The organism is Streptoverticillium reticulum (genome assembly GCF_047456005.1).
GTDB lineage: Bacteria > Actinomycetota > Actinomycetes > Streptomycetales > Streptomycetaceae > Streptomyces > Streptomyces reticulum.
On the sequence record NZ_CP179755.1, the window covers coordinates 3,236,259 to 3,255,502 of the forward strand.

Annotated in this window: 23 protein-coding genes; 16 read left to right on the top strand and 7 right to left on the bottom strand. The window is 70.9% G+C overall.

Going from position 1 to position 19,244, the window contains the following annotated elements:
• Nucleotides 1-240: 240 nt before the first annotated feature.
• From trhA to ACMATS_RS14475, 3 genes are all read left to right on the top strand, one after another.
• Nucleotides 241-996: a PAQR family membrane homeostasis protein TrhA gene (gene trhA / locus ACMATS_RS14465; RefSeq protein ID WP_390776259.1), complete on the top strand. Its 756-nt coding sequence runs from the start codon at nt 241-243 to the stop codon at nt 994-996.
• Between the two features lie 370 nt (nt 997-1,366).
• Nucleotides 1,367-2,908 (top strand): MFS transporter, encoded by a 1,542-nt coding sequence (locus ACMATS_RS14470; RefSeq protein ID WP_414168111.1) that lies wholly within the window; start codon nt 1,367-1,369, stop codon nt 2,906-2,908.
• Nucleotides 2,909-2,918: 10 nt separating this feature from the next.
• Nucleotides 2,919-3,542, top strand: a complete 624-nt coding sequence (locus ACMATS_RS14475; RefSeq protein WP_390776257.1) for a TetR/AcrR family transcriptional regulator — start codon at nt 2,919-2,921, stop codon at nt 3,540-3,542.
• Nucleotides 3,543-3,669: 127 nt separating this feature from the next.
• On the opposite strand, the gene ACMATS_RS14480 is transcribed toward ACMATS_RS14475, so the two are convergent.
• The 3 genes from ACMATS_RS14480 to mca form a co-directional block, all read right to left on the bottom strand.
• The gene (locus ACMATS_RS14480; RefSeq protein ID WP_414168112.1) at nt 3,670-5,706 is read right to left on the bottom strand and encodes a thioredoxin domain-containing protein; all 2,037 of its coding nucleotides are present in this window, start codon (nt 5,704-5,706) and stop codon (nt 3,670-3,672) included.
• A gap of 115 nt (nt 5,707-5,821) precedes the next feature.
• Nucleotides 5,822-6,022 (bottom strand): hypothetical protein, encoded by a 201-nt coding sequence (locus tag ACMATS_RS14485; RefSeq protein ID WP_390776782.1) that lies wholly within the window; start codon nt 6,020-6,022, stop codon nt 5,822-5,824.
• A 7-nt stretch (nt 6,023-6,029) separates the two neighbouring features.
• The gene (mca, locus tag ACMATS_RS14490; protein ID WP_390776255.1) at nt 6,030-6,899 is read right to left on the bottom strand and encodes a mycothiol conjugate amidase Mca; all 870 of its coding nucleotides are present in this window, start codon (nt 6,897-6,899) and stop codon (nt 6,030-6,032) included.
• Nucleotides 6,900-7,036: 137 nt separating this feature from the next.
• On the opposite strand from mca, the gene ACMATS_RS14495 reads away from it, so the two are divergent.
• Nucleotides 7,037-7,447, top strand: a complete 411-nt coding sequence (locus tag ACMATS_RS14495; protein ID WP_390776254.1) for a DUF4307 domain-containing protein — start codon at nt 7,037-7,039, stop codon at nt 7,445-7,447.
• Between the two features lie 172 nt (nt 7,448-7,619).
• Nucleotides 7,620-8,117: a transcription elongation factor GreA gene (gene greA, locus ACMATS_RS14500; protein ID WP_390776253.1), complete on the top strand. Its 498-nt coding sequence runs from the start codon at nt 7,620-7,622 to the stop codon at nt 8,115-8,117.
• A gap of 75 nt (nt 8,118-8,192) precedes the next feature.
• Here greA and ACMATS_RS14505 read toward each other — a convergent pair whose 3' ends face one another.
• From ACMATS_RS14505 to ilvA, 3 genes are all read right to left on the bottom strand, one after another.
• Nucleotides 8,193-9,053 (bottom strand): ABC transporter permease, encoded by an 861-nt coding sequence (locus tag ACMATS_RS14505; RefSeq protein ID WP_391152396.1) that lies wholly within the window; start codon nt 9,051-9,053, stop codon nt 8,193-8,195.
• Nucleotides 9,050-10,036, bottom strand: a complete 987-nt coding sequence (locus ACMATS_RS14510; RefSeq protein ID WP_390776251.1) for an ATP-binding cassette domain-containing protein — start codon at nt 10,034-10,036, stop codon at nt 9,050-9,052. The genes ACMATS_RS14505 and ACMATS_RS14510 overlap by 4 nt, the downstream gene beginning before the upstream one ends.
• 137 nt (nt 10,037-10,173) lie before the next feature.
• The gene (gene ilvA / locus ACMATS_RS14515) at nt 10,174-11,424 is read right to left on the bottom strand and encodes a threonine ammonia-lyase (protein WP_414168113.1); all 1,251 of its coding nucleotides are present in this window, start codon (nt 11,422-11,424) and stop codon (nt 10,174-10,176) included.
• Between the two features lie 215 nt (nt 11,425-11,639).
• Here ilvA and ACMATS_RS14520 point away from each other — a divergent pair, with 215 nt between their 5' ends.
• The 3 genes from ACMATS_RS14520 (at nt 11,640) to ACMATS_RS14530 (ending at nt 12,956) form a co-directional block, all read left to right on the top strand.
• A complete protein-coding gene (locus ACMATS_RS14520) occupies nt 11,640-12,140 on the top strand; it encodes a MarR family winged helix-turn-helix transcriptional regulator (protein WP_390776249.1) in 501 nt (166 codons plus the stop codon).
• Nucleotides 12,141-12,240: 100 nt separating this feature from the next.
• Nucleotides 12,241-12,699 carry a sigma factor-like helix-turn-helix DNA-binding protein gene (locus ACMATS_RS14525; RefSeq protein WP_414168114.1) on the top strand — a complete coding sequence of 153 codons (459 nt, stop codon included), beginning with the start codon at nt 12,241-12,243 and terminating at the stop codon, nt 12,697-12,699.
• Complete coding sequence (locus tag ACMATS_RS14530) at nt 12,696-12,956, top strand: hypothetical protein (protein WP_390776247.1); 261 nt, start codon at nt 12,696-12,698, stop codon at nt 12,954-12,956. Before ACMATS_RS14525 ends, ACMATS_RS14530 begins: the two co-directional genes overlap by 4 nt.
• 32 nt (nt 12,957-12,988) lie before the next feature.
• On the opposite strand, the gene ACMATS_RS14535 is transcribed toward ACMATS_RS14530, so the two are convergent.
• Complete coding sequence (locus ACMATS_RS14535; RefSeq protein WP_390776246.1) at nt 12,989-14,134, bottom strand: cystathionine gamma-synthase; 1,146 nt, start codon at nt 14,132-14,134, stop codon at nt 12,989-12,991.
• Nucleotides 14,135-14,263: 129 nt separating this feature from the next.
• On the opposite strand from ACMATS_RS14535, the gene ACMATS_RS14540 reads away from it, so the two are divergent.
• From ACMATS_RS14540 to ACMATS_RS14575, 8 genes are all read left to right on the top strand, one after another.
• A complete protein-coding gene (locus ACMATS_RS14540) occupies nt 14,264-15,352 on the top strand; it encodes a hypothetical protein (RefSeq protein WP_414168115.1) in 1,089 nt (362 codons plus the stop codon).
• A gap of 53 nt (nt 15,353-15,405) precedes the next feature.
• Nucleotides 15,406-16,065 carry a peptide-methionine (S)-S-oxide reductase MsrA gene (gene msrA, locus ACMATS_RS14545; RefSeq protein WP_414168116.1) on the top strand — a complete coding sequence of 220 codons (660 nt, stop codon included), beginning with the start codon at nt 15,406-15,408 and terminating at the stop codon, nt 16,063-16,065.
• Nucleotides 16,066-16,220: 155 nt separating this feature from the next.
• Nucleotides 16,221-16,430, top strand: coding sequence for a hypothetical protein (locus ACMATS_RS14550; RefSeq protein WP_414168117.1), 210 nt, complete (start codon nt 16,221-16,223; stop codon nt 16,428-16,430).
• Nucleotides 16,414-16,935, top strand: a complete 522-nt coding sequence (locus ACMATS_RS14555; RefSeq protein ID WP_391152387.1) for a DUF6879 family protein — start codon at nt 16,414-16,416, stop codon at nt 16,933-16,935. Before ACMATS_RS14550 ends, ACMATS_RS14555 begins: the two co-directional genes overlap by 17 nt.
• Entirely contained in the window at nt 16,925-17,758 is an 834-nt protein-coding gene (locus ACMATS_RS14560; RefSeq protein WP_414168118.1) for a helix-turn-helix domain-containing protein, read from the top strand. Before ACMATS_RS14555 ends, ACMATS_RS14560 begins: the two co-directional genes overlap by 11 nt.
• A gap of 303 nt (nt 17,759-18,061) precedes the next feature.
• Nucleotides 18,062-18,286, top strand: a complete 225-nt coding sequence (locus ACMATS_RS14565; RefSeq protein WP_414168119.1) for a hypothetical protein — start codon at nt 18,062-18,064, stop codon at nt 18,284-18,286.
• A 231-nt stretch (nt 18,287-18,517) separates the two neighbouring features.
• Nucleotides 18,518-18,871 carry a DUF6247 family protein gene (locus tag ACMATS_RS14570; protein ID WP_414168120.1) on the top strand — a complete coding sequence of 118 codons (354 nt, stop codon included), beginning with the start codon at nt 18,518-18,520 and terminating at the stop codon, nt 18,869-18,871.
• Nucleotides 18,868-19,140, top strand: coding sequence for a hypothetical protein (locus ACMATS_RS14575; RefSeq protein ID WP_414168121.1), 273 nt, complete (start codon nt 18,868-18,870; stop codon nt 19,138-19,140). Before ACMATS_RS14570 ends, ACMATS_RS14575 begins: the two co-directional genes overlap by 4 nt.
• The last annotated feature ends 104 nt before the right edge of the window (nt 19,141-19,244 follow it).

Below are 19,244 nucleotides of genomic sequence, written 5' to 3' on the forward strand. Positions count from 1 at the left end.
CTGCCCGGCGTCAGATGTTGAGGGTGGAACGGACTCGGGCCGGATCGCCGGAAAGTCCGCCTTTGCACACTGTCGCCCCTTGGGGGCTGCGACCCAGACGCTTCGTGACCGCTCATCCGGTGCCGCCCGCACTCATTTGATCATCCGACTCCGCCCAGCTTCTGTCCAGGGGGCACCCCCGTGACCATCGCCACGTGATACTGATCCGTAACCTACGGTCGCGTAGGTAGCATGGCGCCCATGACTCCCGCGCCCGACGCAGCGCCCACCGCGTCCTCCGCTTCCGCCGGTGTCGCGAACGCCGCCTCCACCGACGCCCCGGCCCCCGGCGCCCCGCAGGATTCCGCTTCCGTCCCCGCCCAGGCCAAGCCGCGGCTGCGCGGCTGGCTGCACGCCGGAATGTTCCCCGCCGTACTGGTGTCCGGCATCCTCCTGACCGCCCTGGCCGACAGCCCCCGCGGCCGGATCGCCTGTGCCGTCTACGTGTTGAGCGCCTGTCTGCTGTTCGGCATCAGCGCGCTCTACCACCGCGGCAACTGGAGTCCGCGCACCGAGGGCGTGCTCCGCCGCCTCGACCACGCCAACATCTTCCTGATCATCGCGGGCACCTACACCCCGCTGACCATGCTGCTGGTGCCCGGCAGCAGGGGCCGGATCCTGCTGTGGGCGGTCTGGGCGGCGGCGGCCGCCGGCATAGCCTTCCGCGTCTTCTGGGTCGGCGCGCCCCGCTGGCTCTACACCCCCTGCTACATCGCGATGGGCTGGGCCGCCGTCTTCTTCCTCCCCGACTTCCTGCGCACGGGCGGCATCGCCGTCCTCGTCCTGGTGATCATCGGCGGGCTGCTCTACAGCGCGGGCGGAGTGATCTACGGGATCAAGCGCCCCAATCCCTCGCCGCGATGGTTCGGCTTCCACGAGGTCTTCCACTCACTCACGCTGGCCGCCTTCGTCACGCACTACGTGGGCATTTCACTCGTCGCCTATTCGCACGCCTGACGCACCGCGCGCACCGCGCTCCCGACGGACCCTCCGCAGTGGCCGTGGCTTCGAAGCCGCGGCCACTCGCCATGCCAGGCCCCCGATCCCGGCCGCGGCCACGGCCAGCACCGCGATCTCGCCGGCGATCACATACCCCGCGACACACAGCATCGCGAGCAGCGCATAGACGACCCCACTCATCAACGACCCCCTTTTCCCAGGCTTTTACGGTCTCACCGACCGTTCCCCTGCCCTGCACTCAGGGTCACACACCCCACTGACAATCAGGGTGCCGTCAAGATCGCCCGACCGGCACCGGCCATATTGACACCCTCCATCTTTTGAGAGTTACTGTCACTTGACGCCAGCTCTCTCCCGGAGGTGTGCCATGAGCACCCCGATCACCCGACCCGACCCCCGGCGCTGGTGGGCGCTGGGCGCCCTGGTCGCCTGCATGCTCGTCCTCGGCTTCGACACCACGATCCTGACCGTCGCCCTGCCGACCATGACGGACCAACTCGGCGCCACCAGCGGCGAACAGGAGTGGATAGCCGACTCCTACCTCGTCGTCCTCGCCGCCCTGATGCTCCCCGCCGGACTCCTCGGCGACCGCTTCGGCCGCCGCCGCATGCTGCTGACCGGACTGGGGATCTTCCTCGTCGGATCCCTGCTCGGCACGTTCGCGACGAGCACCGGCGAGGTCATCGCCGCCCGCACCGTCCTCGGCGTCGGCGCGGCGCTGATCATGCCGCTCGCCCTGTCCGTGCTGCCCTCGCTCTTCCCGGGACCGGAGCGCACCAAGGCCGTGGGCGCGGTCTCCGCCGCCTCGGCCCTCGGCCTTCCGCTGGGCCCGATCATCGGCGGCTGGCTGCTCGACCACTTCTGGTGGGGCTCGGCCTTCCTCGTCAACGTCCCGCTCGTGATCATCGGCATCGCGGCCTGCGTCTTCCTGCTCCCCGAGACGAACGACCCCAACTCGCCCAAGGTCGACGCCCTCTCGACCGCGCTCACCGTCACCGGCCTCGGCGCCCTCGTCTTCGGCGTCGTCGAGGGACCCACGCGCGGCTGGTCCGCACCGGCCGTCCTCGGCGCCTTCGCCGCCGCGGCCGTCCTGCTCACCGCCCTCGTCCTGCGCGAACGCCGGCAGCCCCGGCCGATGCTGGACCTCACGCTGCTGGCCCACCGCGGCTTCTGCTGGAACACTGCGGCCGCAGCGCTCATCACCTTCACGCTCACGGGCCTGCTGTTCGTCCTCCCGCACTACCTCCAGGCCGTCCTGGGCCACGACGCCTTCGGCACCGGGCTGCGGATGCTGCCGATGATGGCCGGACTGATCGTCGCGTCGCGCGCCGCGGGCCCGCTGGTCACCCGGTTCGGGGCGCGGCCCGTCATCGCCGGCGGCCTGACCGTCATGGCCTTCGCCGCCCTGCTCGGCAGCCGCACGGACATCCACGACGGCTACGGCTTCACGGCCCTGTGGCTGTCCGTCACCGGCTTCGGGTTCGGGTTCGGCATCATCCCCGCCATGGACGGCGCCCTCGGCACCCTCCCCCGCGAGCGCGCGGGCAGCGGCTCCGGGCTGCTGATGACGCTGCGCCAGGTCTCCGGCGCCGTCGGAGTGGCGGTGCTGGGCAGCCTGATCGCCGGCGCCTACCGCGGCCGGATCGGCACGGACGGGCTGCCGCCCGCCGCCGCGGGGGCGGCGCGCGACTCCGTCGAGGGGGCGCAGATGGTCGCCGCCAGGCTCGGCGACACGGCGCTCGCGCGCTCGGCGGACACCGCCTACCTGCACGGTATGAGCCTGGCCCTGCTGGTGTGCGGCGCCGGGGCGATCGTCGCGGCCCTCCTCGTCGCCGTCTTCCTGCCGGACGGCCGCCCCACGGAGGCGGCCGCGGATCATGAAGTGGTTGGCGAAATGACCGATGCCTGAGAATGCACCCATGGCCTCAGCACAGACGTCCTCCCCCGCACAGCCCGGCCCCAGGCTCGGGCTCCGCGAGCGGAAGAAGATCCAGACCCGGCAGGCGATCCGGCGTGCCGCCTACCGCCTGTTCGAGAAGCAGGGCTACGACGCCACGCCGGTCGACCAGATCGCCGAGGCCGCGGACGTGTCCCCCAGCACGGTCTTCCGTTACTTCCCGACCAAGGAGGACATCGTCCTCACCGACGAGTACGACCCGGTGATGGAGGCGGCGATCCGGGCACGCCCGGCGGAGGAGACCCCGGTCGAGGCCATCCGGCACGGTGTGCGGGACGCGCTGCAGCACATCGTCGACACGGACATCGTCGAACTGCGGCAGCGCACCAAGCTGGTCCGCGAGGTCCCGGCCCTGCGGGGCCGCTCCGCGGAGGGGCAGGCGGAGTCGGCGGTCATGCTGTGCCGTGTCCTTGCGGAGCGGACGGGGCGGTCCGAGGACGACCTCGAAGTGCGGGTCGTGATTGCGGCGGTGCTGGGGGCGATGCAGGAGGCGATGATGCACTGGGTGGACCAGGGCCAGACCGGGGATGTGGGGGCGCTGATCGACCGCACGCTGGACGTGCTGGGGCGCGGTCTGACGCTGTGAGCGCCCCGAAGGGGCGCGGGGAACTGCGTGATCGGCCACCGACGGCCTGCAGCCGACGCACCGCCCCGGGACGCGCCCACGCGGCGGAGCCGCACATGTGAACAGCCCCGCGCCCCTGACGGGGCCCCTACGGGGCGCCCAGCTGCTCCGCAAGGAGCTTCGCGTCCGCCGTCGGTGCGTCGCACGTGAAGTGGCGGCACACGTACGCGGCCGGCCGCCCGTCCAGCAGGTCCCGGCCCTCCAGGAGCGGTACCTCCACCGGTGCCGCGCCCGGTTCGCCGAGGGCCACCACCGCGCCCGGGGCCGGGGAGAGCAGGGCCGTGCGGTGGAGTTCGCGCGTGCCGGGGTGGTCGCCGGGGCCCACGACCGCCACCTCGCGGGGGCCGTCCAGCAGGGCCTCCGTCACCGTCAGGCCCCAGCCGATGAACCGCGGCGCCCGCGGGGCGAGGCTCCGGACGACGCCCAGGGCCTTCTCGGCCGCCTCGCGGTGCGGTGCGCTGCCCGTGTACGCGGCGTAGGACAGGAGCGCCCCGGCCGCGGCCGTCCAGCCGGACGGCACCGCGTTGTCGGTGGGGTCCTGCGGGCGCCGGATCAGTGCCTCGGCGTCGTCGGCGGTGTCGTAGAGCGTGCCGTCCTCCGCGGTGAAGCGGATCAGGACGGTGTCCAGGAGCAGGCCCGCGAAGTCGACCCAGACGCCCTCGCCGGTCACGGCGGACAGGGCGAGGAAGCCCTCGGCGACGTCCGCGTAGTCCTCCAGGACGCCCGCGTGGCCGCCCGCGACGCCGTCCAGCGAGGTGCGGAAGAGCCGGGCCTGCCAGTCCATGTGCGTACGGACGAGCAGGTCGGCGGCGTCCGTGGCGGCCTGGACCAGGTCGGGGCGGTCGAAGTACGCGCCGCACTCCGCGAGGGCCGCGACGGCCAGGCCGTTCCAGGCGGCCACCACCTTGTCGTCCCGGCCCGGGCGCGGCCGCGCCTCGCGCGCGGCCAGCAGCCGCTCGCGCACGGAGGCGAGCCGTGCGGCGTCGAGGAGCTCCTCGGTGTCGGGGAGTCGGAGCACGGAGGCGCCCTCCTCGAAGGTGCCCTCCTCCGAGACCCCGAAGTGGACGGCGGCCAGGGCCGCGTCCTGCTCGCCCAGCACCGCGCGCAGTTGCTCCGGCGTCCACACGTAGTACGCGCCCTCGACGTGCCGGCCCGACCCGTCGTCGCTGTCGGCGTCGAGTGCGGAGGCGAACCCGCCCTGTTCGGTGCGCAGTTCGCGGATCATGAAGTCCGCGGTCTCCAGGGCGATGCGCCGGGCCAGGCCGGATCCGGTGGCGCGCCACAGGTGCGCATAGACGCGGCACAGCAGGGCGTTGTCGTAGAGCATCTTCTCGAAGTGCGGCACCGTCCAGGTGGCGTCCACCGCGTAGCGGGCGAAGCCGCCGCCGAGCTGGTCGTAGATCCCGCCGCGTGCCATGGCCTCGCAGGTGGCCTGCGCCATCTCCAGGGCGGCCGCCGAGCCGGTGCGGGCGTGGTGGCGGAGCAGGAACTCCAGCGTCATGGACGGCGGGAACTTGGGTGCCCCGCCGAAGCCGCCGTTGACCGCGTCGAAGTCGCGGGTCAGGCCCATCAGTGCGGCGTGCGTCTCCTCCTCGCCGGGTGCACGGGAGGTGTCGACGGCGAGGGTGCGCCCGGACAGGTCGCGCACGATGCGCTGTGCGACCTCGCCCACCTCGTCGCGCCGGTCGCTCCACGCGGCCCGCACGCCCTCCAGCACCTGCGGGAAGCCGGGCATGCCGTGGCGCGGGGCCGGCGGGAAGTAGGTGCCGAAGTAGAAGGGCTCGGCGTCGGGCGTGAGGAAGACGGTCATCGGCCAGCCGCCCTGTCCCGTGGCGGCCTGGACGGCCTCCATGTAGACGGCGTCGACGTCGGGCCGCTCCTCGCGGTCGACCTTGACCGCGACGAAGTGCTCGTCGATCAGCGCGGCGATCGCGGGGTCCTCGAAGGACTCGTGGGCCATGACGTGGCACCAGTGGCAGCTCGAGTACCCCACGCTCAGCAGCACGGGCACGTCCCGCCGCCGGGCCTCGGCGAAGGCCTCGGGGGACCAGGGCCACCAGTCGACCGGGTTGTCGGCGTGCTGGAGAAGATAGGGGGACGTCTCGTGCGCCAGGCGGTTGGACATGGGTCCATCCTGGCGCACGGGACGTCACCGCGCCGCCGTACGCGCGCCCCGCAGGGGCGCGGGGAACTGCGCGACCAGCCGAGAACGACCCGCAGCCGTCAAACGGCCGGACCGCTCAGGCCGCGCCCTTGTCGGCGGCCGTCTGACCGCCGGCCTCCGCATCCTCGGCGAAGTCGACCCGCTTCATGTGCTTGTTCATGGACTTCATCAGCAGCCACACGGCGCCGCCGATGAGGGCGAAGACAATGAAGCCGAGCACGCCGGGGGTGACCTTGTTCTGGTCGAGGTCGGCGGCGAGCGGCACCAGGTTGCTCATCATGGGCTCAATTGTTGCGGATGCCCGCGAAGAGGTCGTCCTCGGGGAGGGACGTGTCGACGAGCGACTTCGCCAGCTCGTACTCCTCGGTCGGCCAGACCTCCCGCTGGAGGTCCATCGGGACGCGGAACCAGCCGCCGTCGGGGTCGATCTGCGTGGCGTGCGCGATCAGCGCCTTGTCACGGATCTCGAAGAAGTCGCCGCAGGGCACGTAGGTGGTCAGGGTCCGCTCGCGGCCCATCGACTCCCAGCGCTCCAGCCACTCCGCGTAGGGGGACTCCATGCCGCGCTCGATCAGGGCGTCGTGCAGGGCCTGGGTGCGGGGGCGGTTGAAGCCCTGGTTGTAGTAGAGCTTCTGCGGCTGCCAGGGCTCGCCGGCCTCGGGGTAGCGCTCGGGGTCGCCCGCGGCCTCGAAGGCCACCATCGAGATCTTGTGGGTCATGATGTGGTCGGGGTGCGGGTAGCCGCCGTTCTCGTCGTACGTGGTGATCACGTGCGGACGGAACTCGCGGATCAGTGCGACCAGCCGGCCGGCCGCCTCCTCCACGTCCTGCAGGGCGAAGCAGCCCTCCGGAAGCGGCGGCAGCGGGTCGCCCTCGGGCAGGCCGGAGTCGACGAAGCCGAGCCACTCCTGCTTGACGCCGAGGATGTCGCGGGCCTCGGCCATCTCCCTGGCCCGGACCTCGTGGATGTGCTCCTCGATGTAGGGGTCGCCCTGGAGCTTGGGGTTGAGGATGGAGCCACGCTCACCACCTGTGCAGGTGGCGACCAGCACGTCCACCCCCTCGGACACGTACTTGGCCATCGTGGCCGCGCCCTTGCTCGACTCGTCGTCGGGGTGGGCGTGAACGGCCATCATTCGCAGCTGCTCGGTCAAGGCTCGATCCTCAGTCACTGGTCTCTTAAGACGCCTCCTATAGTGACCGAAGGAAGGCGCGATTCATTCCGTGTTCCACAACCGGAATCCGGAGGGGGTCGCCCCCGGTCCCGCACTCCCCGTCAGGAGGAACGATCATGGCTGCGGACGGTGCAGCGCTGCCCGAGGGCCGCTACGGCCGCTCGGCGGACGAGCGTGCCGACCGCAAGCTGAAGATCGCCGGCGCGGTGCTGGGTGCCGCGCTGCTGGGCTTCGTCGGCTGGGCCGGTGTGCACTACATCACCAAGACGGACGTCAGCGGTCAGCTGATCCGTTCGAAGACGATCTCCGACTCGTCCGTGCAGGCGGTACTGGAGATCCGCAAGGAGAAGGACGCCACCGGCGTCTGCACGCTGCGCTCGCTGGGCGAGGACGGCACCGAGGTGGCGCGCAAGGACGTCACCCTCGACCGTCGCGAGGCCCACTTCACGCAGCCGGTCGAGCTCCGCACCACGCGGCGGGCCTCCGCCACGGAGCTTGAGGGGTGTCGCCAGGTAACCGGGCGCTGACCTGCCCTGACGCGCTTCTTGCGCGTTTCCTCCCGGTTACTTCTTCCCCCTTGACGGGCGGAGTTGTTAGGCTCGTGGTTTCGCCCGCCTTTGAAGGTGCACCCTTCTGAGTAGGGCGTTCATTTGTATCCCGGCTGTATCCCAGCATTCCCAGTACCGACGAGGAGCACCTGTGACCCAGACCAGCGACAACGTCACCTGGCTGACTCAGGAGGCGTACGACCAGCTCAAGGCTGAGCTGGAGTACCTGTCTGGTCCCGCTCGCACCGAGATCGCGATGAAGATCGCGGCGGCACGCGAGGAGGGTGACCTGCGCGAGAACGGCGGTTACCACGCGGCCAAGGAGGAACAGGGCAAGCAGGAGCTCCGCGTGCGCCAGCTGACCCAGCTGCTCGAGGCGGCGAAGGTCGGCGAGGCCCCGGCCACCGACGGCGCCGTGGCGCCCGGCATGGTCGTGACCATCGCCTTCGACGGCGACCCGGACGACACGCTGACGTTCCTGATGGCCTCCCGCGAATACGCGAGCGCGGACATCGAGACGTACTCCCCGCAGTCCCCGCTGGGCTCGGGCGTGAACGGCAAGAAGGTCGGCGAGGACGCCCAGTACGAGCTGCCGAACGGCCGCAAGGCCATGGTGCGCATCCTGGACGCCAAGCCGTACCAGGGCTGAGCCCTCCCCTACCCCTGTGGAGCCCCGGACCGGTCGCAACCGGTCCGGGGCTCTTGCGTGCCCCGTACGGGGCGCCTAGGCCGTCGCCGAGCGGTACTTGCGCACCGACAGCGAGCGGAAGACGGCGATGATCAGGACGGACCAGAGCAGCGACGCCGCCGCCGGGTGCTGCATCGGCCAGGCCGCGGGCACCGGATAGCCGTGCGGGAGGTTGCCGAAGAGCTCCCGCGCCGCCTGCACGGTGGCGCTGAAGGGATTCCACTCGGCGATGGTGCGCAGCACCACCGGCATGTTGTCGGAGGGGACGAAGGCGTTGGAGATGAAGGTGAGCGGGAAGAGCCAGATGAGCCCGCCCGAAGTCGCCGCCTCCGGGGTGCGCACCGACAGTCCGATCAGTGCGCCGATCCAGGAGAAGGCGTAGCCGAGCAGGAGCAGCAGGGCGAAGCCGCCGAGCGCCTCCAGGACGCCGTGGTGGATGCGCCAGCCGACGATCACGGCGACGATCGCCAGCACCACCAGCGTCAGTGCGGTCTGCACCAGGTCGGCGAGGGTGCGGCCGGTGAGCACCGCGCCCCGGGCCATGGGCAGTGAGCGGAAGCGGTCGATGAGGCCCTTGTGCATGTCGTCGGCGATCCCCGCGCCCGCGCCCGCCGTGGCGAAGGTGACGGTCTGGGCGAAGATGCCCGCCATCAGGAACTGCCGGTAGGTGGCCGGGTCGGTGCTGCCGCCGACGGCGATCGAGCCGCCGAAGACATAGCTGAACAGCACGACGAACATGATCGGTTGGACGAGTCCGAAGACGACGACCTCGGGGATGCGCACCATCCGGATCAGGTTGCGCTGGGCGACGACCAGGGAGTCGTGCACGGACTGGGTGACGCCGCCGCGCGCCCTGGGCACCGCCTTCCTGGAGACGATCTCGCCGGTGGCACTCATGGTGCGGCCCCTTCCTGCTCGCGGTCCCCGCTTTCCTGCGCCGCCTCGGCCGTGTGCCCGGTGAGGGAGATGAAGACGTCGTCCAGGGTGGGGCGGCGCAGGGCGATGTCGTCGATCTCGATGCCGCGGCCGTCGAGTTCGCGGATCACCTCGGCGAGGAGCTTGGCGCCGCCGGAGACGGGGACGGTGACCTTGCGGGTGTGCTCCTCGACGGCGGTCGCGCCCTTGCCGAAGGCGTGCAGCACCTGTTCGGTGACGGGGATGTGGTCGCGCTCGTGCACGACGACCTCGACGCGCTCCCCTCCTGTGCGCGCCTTGAGCTGGTCGGAGGTGCCGCGGGCGATGACGCGCCCGTGGTCGACGACGGCGATGTCGTGGGCGAGGCGGTCGGCCTCCTCCAGGTACTGGGTGGTGAGCAGCAGAGTCGTTCCGCCTGCCACCAACTCCTCGATGACCTCCCAGAGTTGCTGCCGGTTGCGCGGGTCGAGTCCGGTGGTGGGCTCGTCCATGAACATCACGGGCGGGCTGACGACCAGGGCGGCCGCGAGGTCGAGGCGGCGGCGCATGCCGCCGGAGTAGGTCTTGGCGGGGCGGTCGGCGGCGTCGGCGAGGTTGAAGCGTTCGAGCAGCTCCGCCGCCCGCGACTTGGCGTCGCGCGCGCCCATCTGGTAGAGCCTGCCGACCATCCGGAGGTTCTCACGGCCCGTCAGATATTCGTCGACGGCGGCGAATTGGCCGGACAGGCCGATGGCGTGGCGGACTTCGTTGGGTTTCTTCAGGACGTCGATGCCGGCCACGACGGCCGAGCCGCTGTCGGGTTTGACGAGGGTGGTGAGGACGCGCACCGTGGTGGTCTTGCCGGCGCCGTTGGGGCCGAGCAGTCCGAGGACGGTCCCTTCCGGTACGTCCAGGTCGACACCGTCCAGAGCCCTGACGTCGCCGAAGGTCTTGACCAGACCTTCGGCGTATATCGCACCTTGCATGGAGCTTCTCCCCGTTGAGGTGACGTAGTTGATTTTACGTTCACTCAGCTCATTTCGCCCCATGAAGGCATCACTCCGGTCATTGCCCGGAATCCGGGCATCACTGGACACCGCCGGGCACACGGCCACCGGCACGCTCAGTGCAGCACCGCATACCCCGCGTCGCGCAGGGCCGTCTCCACCCCGGCGCAGTGCTCCCGCCCCTCCGTCTCCAGGTGCAGCTCCACCTCCGCCTCGCCGAGCCGGAGCCGCGGATCGGTGCGGACGTGGCCGATGTCGAGGACGTTGGCGCCGGCCGCGGACAGCACCTCCAGCAGGGCCGCCAGCGCGCCCGGACGGTCCGTCAGCCGCACCCGCAGGGACAGGTACCGGCCCGCGACGGCCATGCCGTGCCGCAGCACGGCCTGCAGCAGCAGCGGGTCCACGTTGCCACCCGAAAGCACCGCCACCACCGGCCCGTCGAACGACCGGGGCGCCGACAGCAGCGCCGCCACCGGGCTCGCCCCGGCCGGCTCGACCACCATCTTCGACCGCTCCAGGCACAGCAGCAGTGCCGCGGCCAGCTCGTCCTCGGAGACCGTCCGCACCTCGTCCACCAGCCGCGCGACGATCCGGAACGGCACGTCCCCGGGCCGCCCGACCCTGATGCCGTCCGCCATCGTCACCGGCGTCCGCACCGCCACCGGGCGGCCCGCGGCCAGCGACGGCGGGTAGGCGGCCGCACCCGCCGCCTGGACGCCCACGATCCGCACGTCCGGCCGCAACGCCTTGACCGCCACGGCGATTCCGGCCGCCAGACCGCCGCCGCCCATGCCCACGACGACGGTGCCCACCTCGGGGCACTGCTCCAGGATCTCCAGGCCCACCGTGCCCTGCCCGGCGATGACGTCCGGGTGGTCGAAGGGGTGGACGAAGGCCGCCCCCGCCTCCCCCGCATACGCCCGGGCCGCCTGCAGCGCGTCGTCCAACCCCTGCCCGTGCAGCCGGACTTCGGCCCCGTAGCCGCGGGCTGCGGCGATCTTCGGCAGCGAAGTGTCCTCCGGCATGAAGACCGTGGACCGCACGCCCAGCAGCGAGGCGGCGAAGGCGACGCCCTGGGCGTGGTTGCCGGCGCTGGCCGCGACGACCCCCGCCGCGCGCTCCTCCGGTGCCAGGCGCGCGATGCGCACGTAGGCGCCGCGCAGCTTGAACGAGCCGGTGTGCTGCAGGTTCTCGCACTTGAGCAGCACCGGGGTGCCGGCCAGCACGGAGAGGTGGCGGCCGGCCGCGAGGGCCGTGGTCCGGCAGACCCCGGCCAGCATCCGCTGCGCGGCGCGCACGTCGCCGAGCGTGACCGGGAACGTGCCGGAGGCAGGCGTTCCGCCCGCGCCGCCAACTCGTCGGGCCATACCGCCAGTCTCGCAGTACGCGCACGTCAACGGCTTTCCGAGGCAGACCGGAACCGGGCCTACCGTCCGGTTTGTGCAGCACTGGTACGAGCGCGCGAAAGGCCGCGTACTCTGTCCCCCATTCGCGAGCAACCAGCTGGTCCCGCTATCTGTCCCACAGCCCTGCAGAGCCTCTGCCGTCCCCTCCGCCCGCCGCACGAAGTGAGCCCCAGGCCATGCCCATCCCTCCGGACGTGACGACCCAACTCGCCCCCGGTGTCCTCGATGCCCTCCAGCACCAGGTGGCCGTCTTCGCACGCCGCGCAGAGCAGACCCGCCTCGGCGGCGTCGGCCGGGTCCACAACACGATGGACCGCGCCGCGTATCTGCTGCTCAACCGCCTCGACCAGGAAGGCCCGATGGGCGTCAAGGCGCTCGCCGCGGGCATGGGAATCGACTCCTCGACCGTCACCCGCCAGGTGGCGCCGCTGGTCGACACCGGACTGGTCAAGCGCACCTCGCACCCCGAGGACGGCCGCGCCGTCGTCCTGCAGCTCTCGCCCCGTGGCAAGGCCCGCCTGGAGGAGGTGCGCACCTCCCGTCGCGAGCTGATGGCGCTGTGCACCGAGGGCTGGACCGAGGACGAGCGCGACATCTTCTGCTCCCTGCTCACCCGCTTCAACTCCGCGCTCTCGGAGATCCACACCGCCCTGCCGCCGGGCGCGCCCGCGTCCTGACGTCCCGGCGTCCCGGCCCTTGACCGGGTGCCTCTGCTGCCGTCTGCTGGAACCCCCGGAAGCCACCGGGGAGTGCCGCCGGATGTGACGGAGGCGGGGCGTGCGAGAGCGGCAGGCGGCCCGGGAGCGCCGCCGCGCCCGGGAGTTCGAGGTGTTCGTCGGGGGCGCGGGCGGCCGGCTCCTGCACGCCGCCCGGCTGCTGACCGCCGAGGACCCGCGCACCGGCTCGGACGGCGCCGCCGAGCGCCTGCTGACGGCCGCCCTGGCCCGTACCTACGCCGACTGGGACCGGATCGGCGGCGACGATCCGTACGAGCACACCCGCCGCGAGCTCACCGCCCGCTTCGCGCACTCCGCCCGGCGCTACCGGCACCCGCGCGGGGGCGTGCTGGAACGGCTCCCGCCGAGGGAACGCCTGGTGGTGGTCCTGCGGCTCTACGAGGGCGTGGCCGAGGAACAGGCCGCGGCCGGCCTGGGACTGCCCGTGGAACGGGTGCGCGCGCTGTGCACGCGCGCGGTGGCCGCCCTGCGCAGCAGGCCCGCGGGGCCCGTGCCGTGAGCGGCTACGACCGCAAGGAGGACGAGGTCCGGCGGATGCTGGACCTCCCGCACCCGCCCGTCCCGGCCGAGCTGGCCGGGCTGGCCGCCGAGCGCGGCCGCCGGCTGCTGCGCAGGCGGCGGGCCGTCCGGGCGGTGGCGTGGACGCTGCTGCTGGCGGCCGTCGTGGTCTTCTGTGTCTGGGCCGCGGTCGTGCACCCGTGGGCGGCACGACCGGAAGACACGGTTCCGCCACCTTCTTCGCTGCGGGACCGGTGATTTCCGGCCCCGCAGGAGGATCGATCGCCGGCTCAGCCCAGGGCCTGGGTGATGTCCGCGATCAGGTCGTCCGCCGACTCGATGCCGACCGACAGGCGCACCAGGTCGGCCGGGACCTCCAGCGCGGAACCGGCGACGGAGGCGTGCGTCATCCGGCCCGGGTGCTCGATCAGCGACTCCACGCCGCCGAGGGACTCACCGAGGGTGAACAGCTGCGCGCGGTTGCAGACCTCGACCGCCGCCTCCTCGCCGCCCTGGACGCGGAACGACACCATGCCGCCGAAGGCGCGCATCTGCTTGGCCGCGACCTCGTGCAGCGGGTGCTCCGGCAGGCCCGGGAAGTAGACCTGCGTGACCTTGGGGTGCGACACCAGCACCTCCGCGACGCGCTCGGCGTTGGCGCTGTGCCGGTCCATGCGGACCGCGAGCGTCTTGATGCCGCGCAGCGTCAGCCAGGAGTCGAACGGGCCGGCCACGGCGCCCATCGCGTTCTGGTGGTAGGCCAGCTCCTCGGCGAGGGCGGCGTCGGCGGTGACGAGCGCGCCGCCGACGACGTCCGAGTGACCGCCCATGTACTTGGTCGTCGAGTGGACCACCACGTCCGCGCCCAGCGACAGCGGCTGCTGCAGGTAGGGGCTGGCGAAGGTGTTGTCGACCACCAGCTTGGCGCCGGCCTCGTGCGCGATGCCCGCGACGAGGGCGATGTCGGTGATGCCGAGCAGCGGGTTGGAGGGGGTCTCCACCCAGACCACCTTGGTGGTGGGCCGCAGCGCCGCCTTCACCGAGGCCGGGTCGGAGGTGTCGGCGACCGACCACTCCACGCCCCAGCGCCCGACGACCTTGGCGAACAGCCGGAAGGTGCCGCCGTAGGCGTCGTTCGGGATCACCACGTGGTCGCCGGGGGCGAGGAGCGTGCGCAGCAGGCAGTCCTCGGCAGCCAGGCCGGACGCGAAGGCGAGACCGCGGGCGCCGCCCTCCAGCGCCGCCAGGTTCTCCTCCAGGGCGGTGCGGGTGGGGTTGGCGCTGCGGCTGTACTCGTAGCCGCCGCGCAGGCCGCCGACGCCGTCCTGCTTGTAGGTGGACACTTGGTAGATGGGCGGTACGACTGCCCCGGTCAGCGGGTCGGGCTCCTGCCCGGCGTGGATGGCCAGGGTCTCGAAAGCTTGCTGGTCGCTCATTGGGCCGAGGGTAGTACCCCGTTGGGGGAAACACCCTGTTCACTTGTAACCGGCGGATGAACGATCCGCCGGGCTGAGACGTTGCCCGTGTGCAGGCCCGTATCCAACCCATCCCAGGAAGCCCGAACCATGGAGTTGCTGTTCCTCCTGATCGCCCTCGTCGTCGTGTGCGGGGTGGTGGTCCCCATGGTGCGCCGCAGGCGCCTGGCGCAGGGGGTGATGCAGGGCGCCGGGGCGGCGGCGGACCCGGTGTGCGGGCAGGGTTTCCTGCCGCCCGGGCAGTTGGACGTGCGCCTGCCCGGCCCCGACCCGGAGCTGCTGGCCGCCGTCGAGGAGGCCCGGCGCACCCAGGACTGGAAGCCGGCCGCCGAGCTGCTGGCCCGTACGCCCGCGGACGGGTCCGCCGAGCTGCGCTGGCAGCGGGTGCAGACCCTGGCCGGCGCGGCCGTGCGCGAGCTGGCGGAGGCCCCCGGCACGGGCGGCATGTGGCTGCGCCACTGGCGGGTGGTGGCCCCCAAGGACCCGGGCGGCGCGGCCGTGCAGGCCGAGTTCCTGGTGCAGCAGGCGCTGCGCGACCCGTCCTCGCAGGACTTCCGCATGATCCTGGAGGAGGCCCGCACGGTGTGCGCGGAGGCCGCGCTGCTGGCCCCCGGCGACCCGGTCCCGTACATCGTCGAGCTCGGCGTCGCGCGCGGGCTGGGCGCGAGCGAGGCGGAGTTCCAGTCGGTGTGGGAGACGGTCCTCTCGCGGGCGCCGCAGCACATGGGCGCCCACCTGGCCGCCCTGCGCTACTGGAGCGCGAAGTGGCACGGCTCGCAGGACCAGGCCGACGCGTTCGCCCGGCGCGCGGCGGCGGGCGAACCGGAGGGCAGCCTGCTGCCGGCGCTGCCGCTGTTCGCGCTGCACGACCACCTGGAGGACACGGGCCTGGTGCGCAGCCTGTTCCGGAGCGCGGTGGTCCGGGAGGCGATCGAGGGTGCGCAGTACGCGGTGAACCACGCGCCGTCCGACCACCCGGTGCTGCCGCACGTACGCCACCTGCTGGTGTGGTTCCTGGTGCGCGCCGAGCGCTACGACGAGGCCGTGGAGCAGCTGCGTGCGGTGGACGGGCACATCGGGGCGGTGCCGTGGACGTACGAGCAGGATCCGGTGGCGGCGTACACGGCGTTCCGGGCGATGGCGGTGGCCGGCTGGCAGGCGGGCCGGAATGCCGGGTGACCGCGCGCGCGTTGTGACGTGATGACGCCCGCCCGCACCCCCCTGGAGCCGTGATGCTGTTCGGACACCGCGAACCCGTCCTCCCCACCCCCGCCCAGGCCCTCCCCGGCCGGGAGGCGCCCGGCTTCCCGCTCCCCGAGCACCACGCGGTGCTGGGCACCCGCCTGGCCACCCCCTACCCCGAGGGCCTGGCCGTGGCCGACTTCGGCCTGGGCTGCTTCTGGGGCGCGGAGCGCCGCTTCTGGCAGGCGCCCGGGGTGTGGACGACCCTGGTCGGCTACCAGGGCGGCCACACGCCGAACCCGACGTACGAGGAGGTCTGCAGCGGCCGCACGGGCCACACGGAGGCGGTCCGCGTCGTGTACGACCCGGCGGTGACGACGTACGAGGCCCTGCTGAAGCTGTTCTGGGAGTCCCACGACCCGACCCAGGGCTTCCGCCAGGGCAACGACCGTGGCACGCAGTACCGTTCGGCGGTCTACACGCACAACGAGGAGCAGCAGGCCGCGGCGGAGGCGTCGCGGGACGCGTACCAGTCCGTCCTGACGGCCTCGGGCTTCGGCCCGATCACGACGGAGATCCGGGCGGCGGGGCCGTTCTACGCGGCGGAGGCTTATCACCAGCAGTACTTGGCCAAGAACCCGGCGGGGTACTGCGGGATCGGGGGGACGGGGGTTTCGTGTCCGGTGGGGGTGGCGGGGGCGGAGGGGTGATCACTGCCGACCGGCTGACGAACATCCATCCGGGCAGCCCGTGATCATCTACCCGACAACGCGAATATTGACGATGCCGCATGGACGACCGGCGGTCGACCTCGTACGGTCATGCCCAGTTGGCCCAACCAGGGGCACAGGCCAGGGGGTTCGGCATGGCACGGGAGGAACTGACCCGGCTCACCGGCAGCGGTAACGGGGAGTGCAATCAGAACGACTGTCCCAACGTGTACCGGGACGAGACAGACGGCCGGATCGTCGTCCAGGGCGAGCAGTGCGAAGCATTCCGGCCTCCAGTCGGTGAGGCACTGGTAAAAATTCCCGAGCACGTACTGAGGGAGGCTGCCCGTGCTCTTGGATGGTGAGGCGTGGCAGGCCAAGTTCCGGGACTTTCAGGCCGAGGCATGGCGGCTCGAAACCCTGCCCGCGTACAACGTCCCACAGGAAGCCGAGCAGATCCGGGCGTTCCTGGCTGGGGAGCGCATCGACCCGCATTCGTACGCCAACGACTACACCGAGGACCTCAAGCGGGTACGTAGGGAGGGAAAGAGCAAGGGACGCGTGCACATCGTGACGCGCCCGCTCTCGGAATACCTCCGCTTCGAGTTCATGTACTACCGGCCTCATGTGTGGGCCGGCGAGGACATCCGCATCATGGACGTGACCGATCGGCCCAACCCGCTGGCCGACGTCCAAGACTTCTGGATGTTCGACAAGAAGGAAGTCGTCCTCATGAACTACGAGCCGGACGGAACACAGACGAACCGGGAAGTGTACGTGGGAGACGTGGGTCCCTACGTCGAGTATCAGCGCATCGCCGTCGCCGAGTCAGTGTCCTTCGAGGAGTACGTGAAGGGCCTTGACCTTTGAACCTGAGGAGCTGGGTCAGTCCAGGGCCGACCTGGCGGAAACGCTGAAGACGCTTCGCAAGCGAGCCGGACGCACCCAGGTCTGGCTCGCTCAGCGCTGCAATATGTCTCAGACGAAGGTGAGCAACATTGAGGGCGGAAAACTCACGCCCACTCTCGTTGACGTAGAGCTGATCCTGAGAGCACTCGATGCTCCGCCCAAGCTGGTGTCGGAGGTGGCGGCCCTTGCCCGAACAGCCAACACCGAGTGGCAGGATGTGTGGTCACAGCGCCGGACGGGGCTCGAAAAGAAGCAGAACGAACTGGCAGGGTTCGAGAAGTCCTCCACAGACTTCCGCTACTTCCTGCTCTCCATGGTCACCGGCTTGCTGGCAACCCCCGAATACGTAAGGGCAAGCCTTGCAGCCATCCCCGGCGACCACAGCAAGGCCATCGCAAAGAAGCTGGAGCGGCAGGCAGTTCTTTACGACATGTCAAAACGCTTCACATTCATTCTGACCGAGCAAGCCGTCAGGTGGCCGTACCTTGCCGCTCCGGTCATGGCTGTGCAGATCGACCGGCTCGTCTCGATCAGCCTCCTGCCGAACGTCCGACTCGGCGTCATCCCGCTGGAAGGCCACATGCCGACTGCCCCGTTGAACACTTTCACCGTGTACGACAGCCGGATTGCAACCGTGGAGACATCCACGGGTGCAATGATTTTCCGGGACCATCGGGATGTGTCGGCCCACCTGAACGAGTTCTCGACGTACGAGGATTACGCCGTGTTCGGCGAGCAGGCCAGGGGGTGGCTGACGGCATGGGCAAGCCGATTCCGCTCCTGATCTTTACCCGACAACGCCAATATTTCTGACATCTGTCGTTGTGCCGGTGGATCATCCAATCTTGTCGGCGCCGGGAGGGGCGCGCCGTAACCAGAACTGTGGAGGTCCACTCATGAGCAACCAACCGACGACCATGGCACGCCCCGTTCACCTGACGTTCCCGCCCAGCCCCCCGCCACCGGCCGCGGACTGTGACGTGTGCAAGGCCCTGGCCCGACAGCGAGCCGAAGCGCGTAGCCGCGGCGACTACTCGGCCGAGACCGACAGGAGTGTGGAGATCGCGGCACATTCCAAGGAGCACCCGTGGTGATCTCCCCTGACAAGTGGCGCGAGTGCTGGGGCCTCGCCGACAGGACCGTGACCGCGTTCAAGAATGCCCTGGCCGCGGCAGGCATTCCGGAGTCGGCGCATGGCTCCATCCGCCCAGTGGTCACCCATGACGGGAAGGTGTATGTGGAGACTCTGATGCTGCGAGCCGACGCGGCGGCGACCGTAGCGGAAGCCCTCGACTGTCACAGGCAGTCGTAATACACGTAAGGGGCCCCTCGCCTACCGGCAAAGGGCCCCTTTTCCGTGCGCCGCCGGGAACTCGGACCGGACCCCGGCAGCTTGCAGCATCGGGGCGATGTGTCTTCTGGCCAGTGGAGACCGGGCAGAAGAGCGAGCCGCAACCCACTCGTCACCCGTTCGGCGGACGGCACGCGGTTCACGCTGGGTACGCTGGGCGCAGGGATCAGAATCTCGCCCATGGGAGAAGCGATGACAACCTCCGCTGCCGGGCAGCCCCTCATCCCGCAGCCGGCTGCCACAGTGACAGCGCTCCGACAGGCCGTCGGGCAGATCGCTCCAGCCGCCCTGCCCGCTTTCACCCGGGAACTGGACCAGGCCGCGGACCAGTCCCGGCAGGGCTCCGACATCGCCCCTCTCCGGCGCTTCATCGCCCAGTGGTCGGTCTACGTCCACATCCAGCGCCAGCCCGAGATCGCTGCCCGCTTCAGGGAGTTGGAGGACCTTGCCACCACGGGCGACGCCGCTCAGGCCCGCCAGGCCGCTTCAGGAATCGGGCGCATCCTCGACGAGGCACACGCAGCGCTGGGGATCTTCCAGCGGTGAGCGATGCCTGGCACTGGGAATACGACCCGGACGAAATGCACGTGACGGACGGCATTCCGGTGGACGTTGTTGCGGAGGTGGAACGCCTCGCCGACCAGCTGACAGAACTGGCAGACATGGGCGTGGACATCGGCGAGTTGGGCATGGGACCCCGCCCGGGCGGCCTCCGGTACATGGATGCAGCAGGGGGCTGGTTCCATTACCTGGCTTCGCCAAGAGATCGCATCATGGTAGTGGTACGGATCGTTCCGCCGGCCCAAAACCTGTGATCACCGCGACGCTGCGGTTCGCTCATCGATGCGGTCCTGCTTCCGGACCGCGATGGCCTGGTTCGCGCGCCGGGCGAGCCTGGGGATCAGCAGTTTGCCGGGGC

What these genes read in the sequence shown, in the direction of transcription:
- trhA (WP_390776259.1), top strand. Translation starts at nt 241, where the DNA reads ATGACTCCCGCGCCCGACGCAGCGCCCACCGCGTCCTCCGCTTCCGCC.
- ACMATS_RS14470 (WP_414168111.1), top strand. Translation starts at nt 1,367, where the DNA reads ATGAGCACCCCGATCACCCGACCCGACCCCCGGCGCTGGTGGGCGCTG.
- ACMATS_RS14475 (WP_390776257.1), top strand. Translation starts at nt 2,919, where the DNA reads ATGGCCTCAGCACAGACGTCCTCCCCCGCACAGCCCGGCCCCAGGCTC.
- ACMATS_RS14480 (WP_414168112.1), bottom strand. Translation starts at nt 5,706, where the DNA reads ATGTCCAACCGCCTGGCGCACGAGACGTCCCCCTATCTTCTCCAGCAC.
- ACMATS_RS14485 (WP_390776782.1), bottom strand. Translation starts at nt 6,022, where the DNA reads ATGAGCAACCTGGTGCCGCTCGCCGCCGACCTCGACCAGAACAAGGTC.
- ACMATS_RS14495 (WP_390776254.1), top strand. Translation starts at nt 7,037, where the DNA reads ATGGCTGCGGACGGTGCAGCGCTGCCCGAGGGCCGCTACGGCCGCTCG.
- ACMATS_RS14505 (WP_391152396.1), bottom strand. Translation starts at nt 9,053, where the DNA reads ATGAGTGCCACCGGCGAGATCGTCTCCAGGAAGGCGGTGCCCAGGGCG.
- ACMATS_RS14510 (WP_390776251.1), bottom strand. Translation starts at nt 10,036, where the DNA reads ATGCAAGGTGCGATATACGCCGAAGGTCTGGTCAAGACCTTCGGCGAC.
- ilvA (WP_414168113.1), bottom strand. Translation starts at nt 11,424, where the DNA reads ATGGCCCGACGAGTTGGCGGCGCGGGCGGAACGCCTGCCTCCGGCACG.
- ACMATS_RS14520 (WP_390776249.1), top strand. Translation starts at nt 11,640, where the DNA reads ATGCCCATCCCTCCGGACGTGACGACCCAACTCGCCCCCGGTGTCCTC.
- ACMATS_RS14535 (WP_390776246.1), bottom strand. Translation starts at nt 14,134, where the DNA reads ATGAGCGACCAGCAAGCTTTCGAGACCCTGGCCATCCACGCCGGGCAG.
- ACMATS_RS14540 (WP_414168115.1), top strand. Translation starts at nt 14,264, where the DNA reads ATGGAGTTGCTGTTCCTCCTGATCGCCCTCGTCGTCGTGTGCGGGGTG.
- msrA (WP_414168116.1), top strand. Translation starts at nt 15,406, where the DNA reads ATGCTGTTCGGACACCGCGAACCCGTCCTCCCCACCCCCGCCCAGGCC.
- ACMATS_RS14550 (WP_414168117.1), top strand. Translation starts at nt 16,221, where the DNA reads ATGGCACGGGAGGAACTGACCCGGCTCACCGGCAGCGGTAACGGGGAG.
- ACMATS_RS14570 (WP_414168120.1), top strand. Translation starts at nt 18,518, where the DNA reads ATGACAACCTCCGCTGCCGGGCAGCCCCTCATCCCGCAGCCGGCTGCC.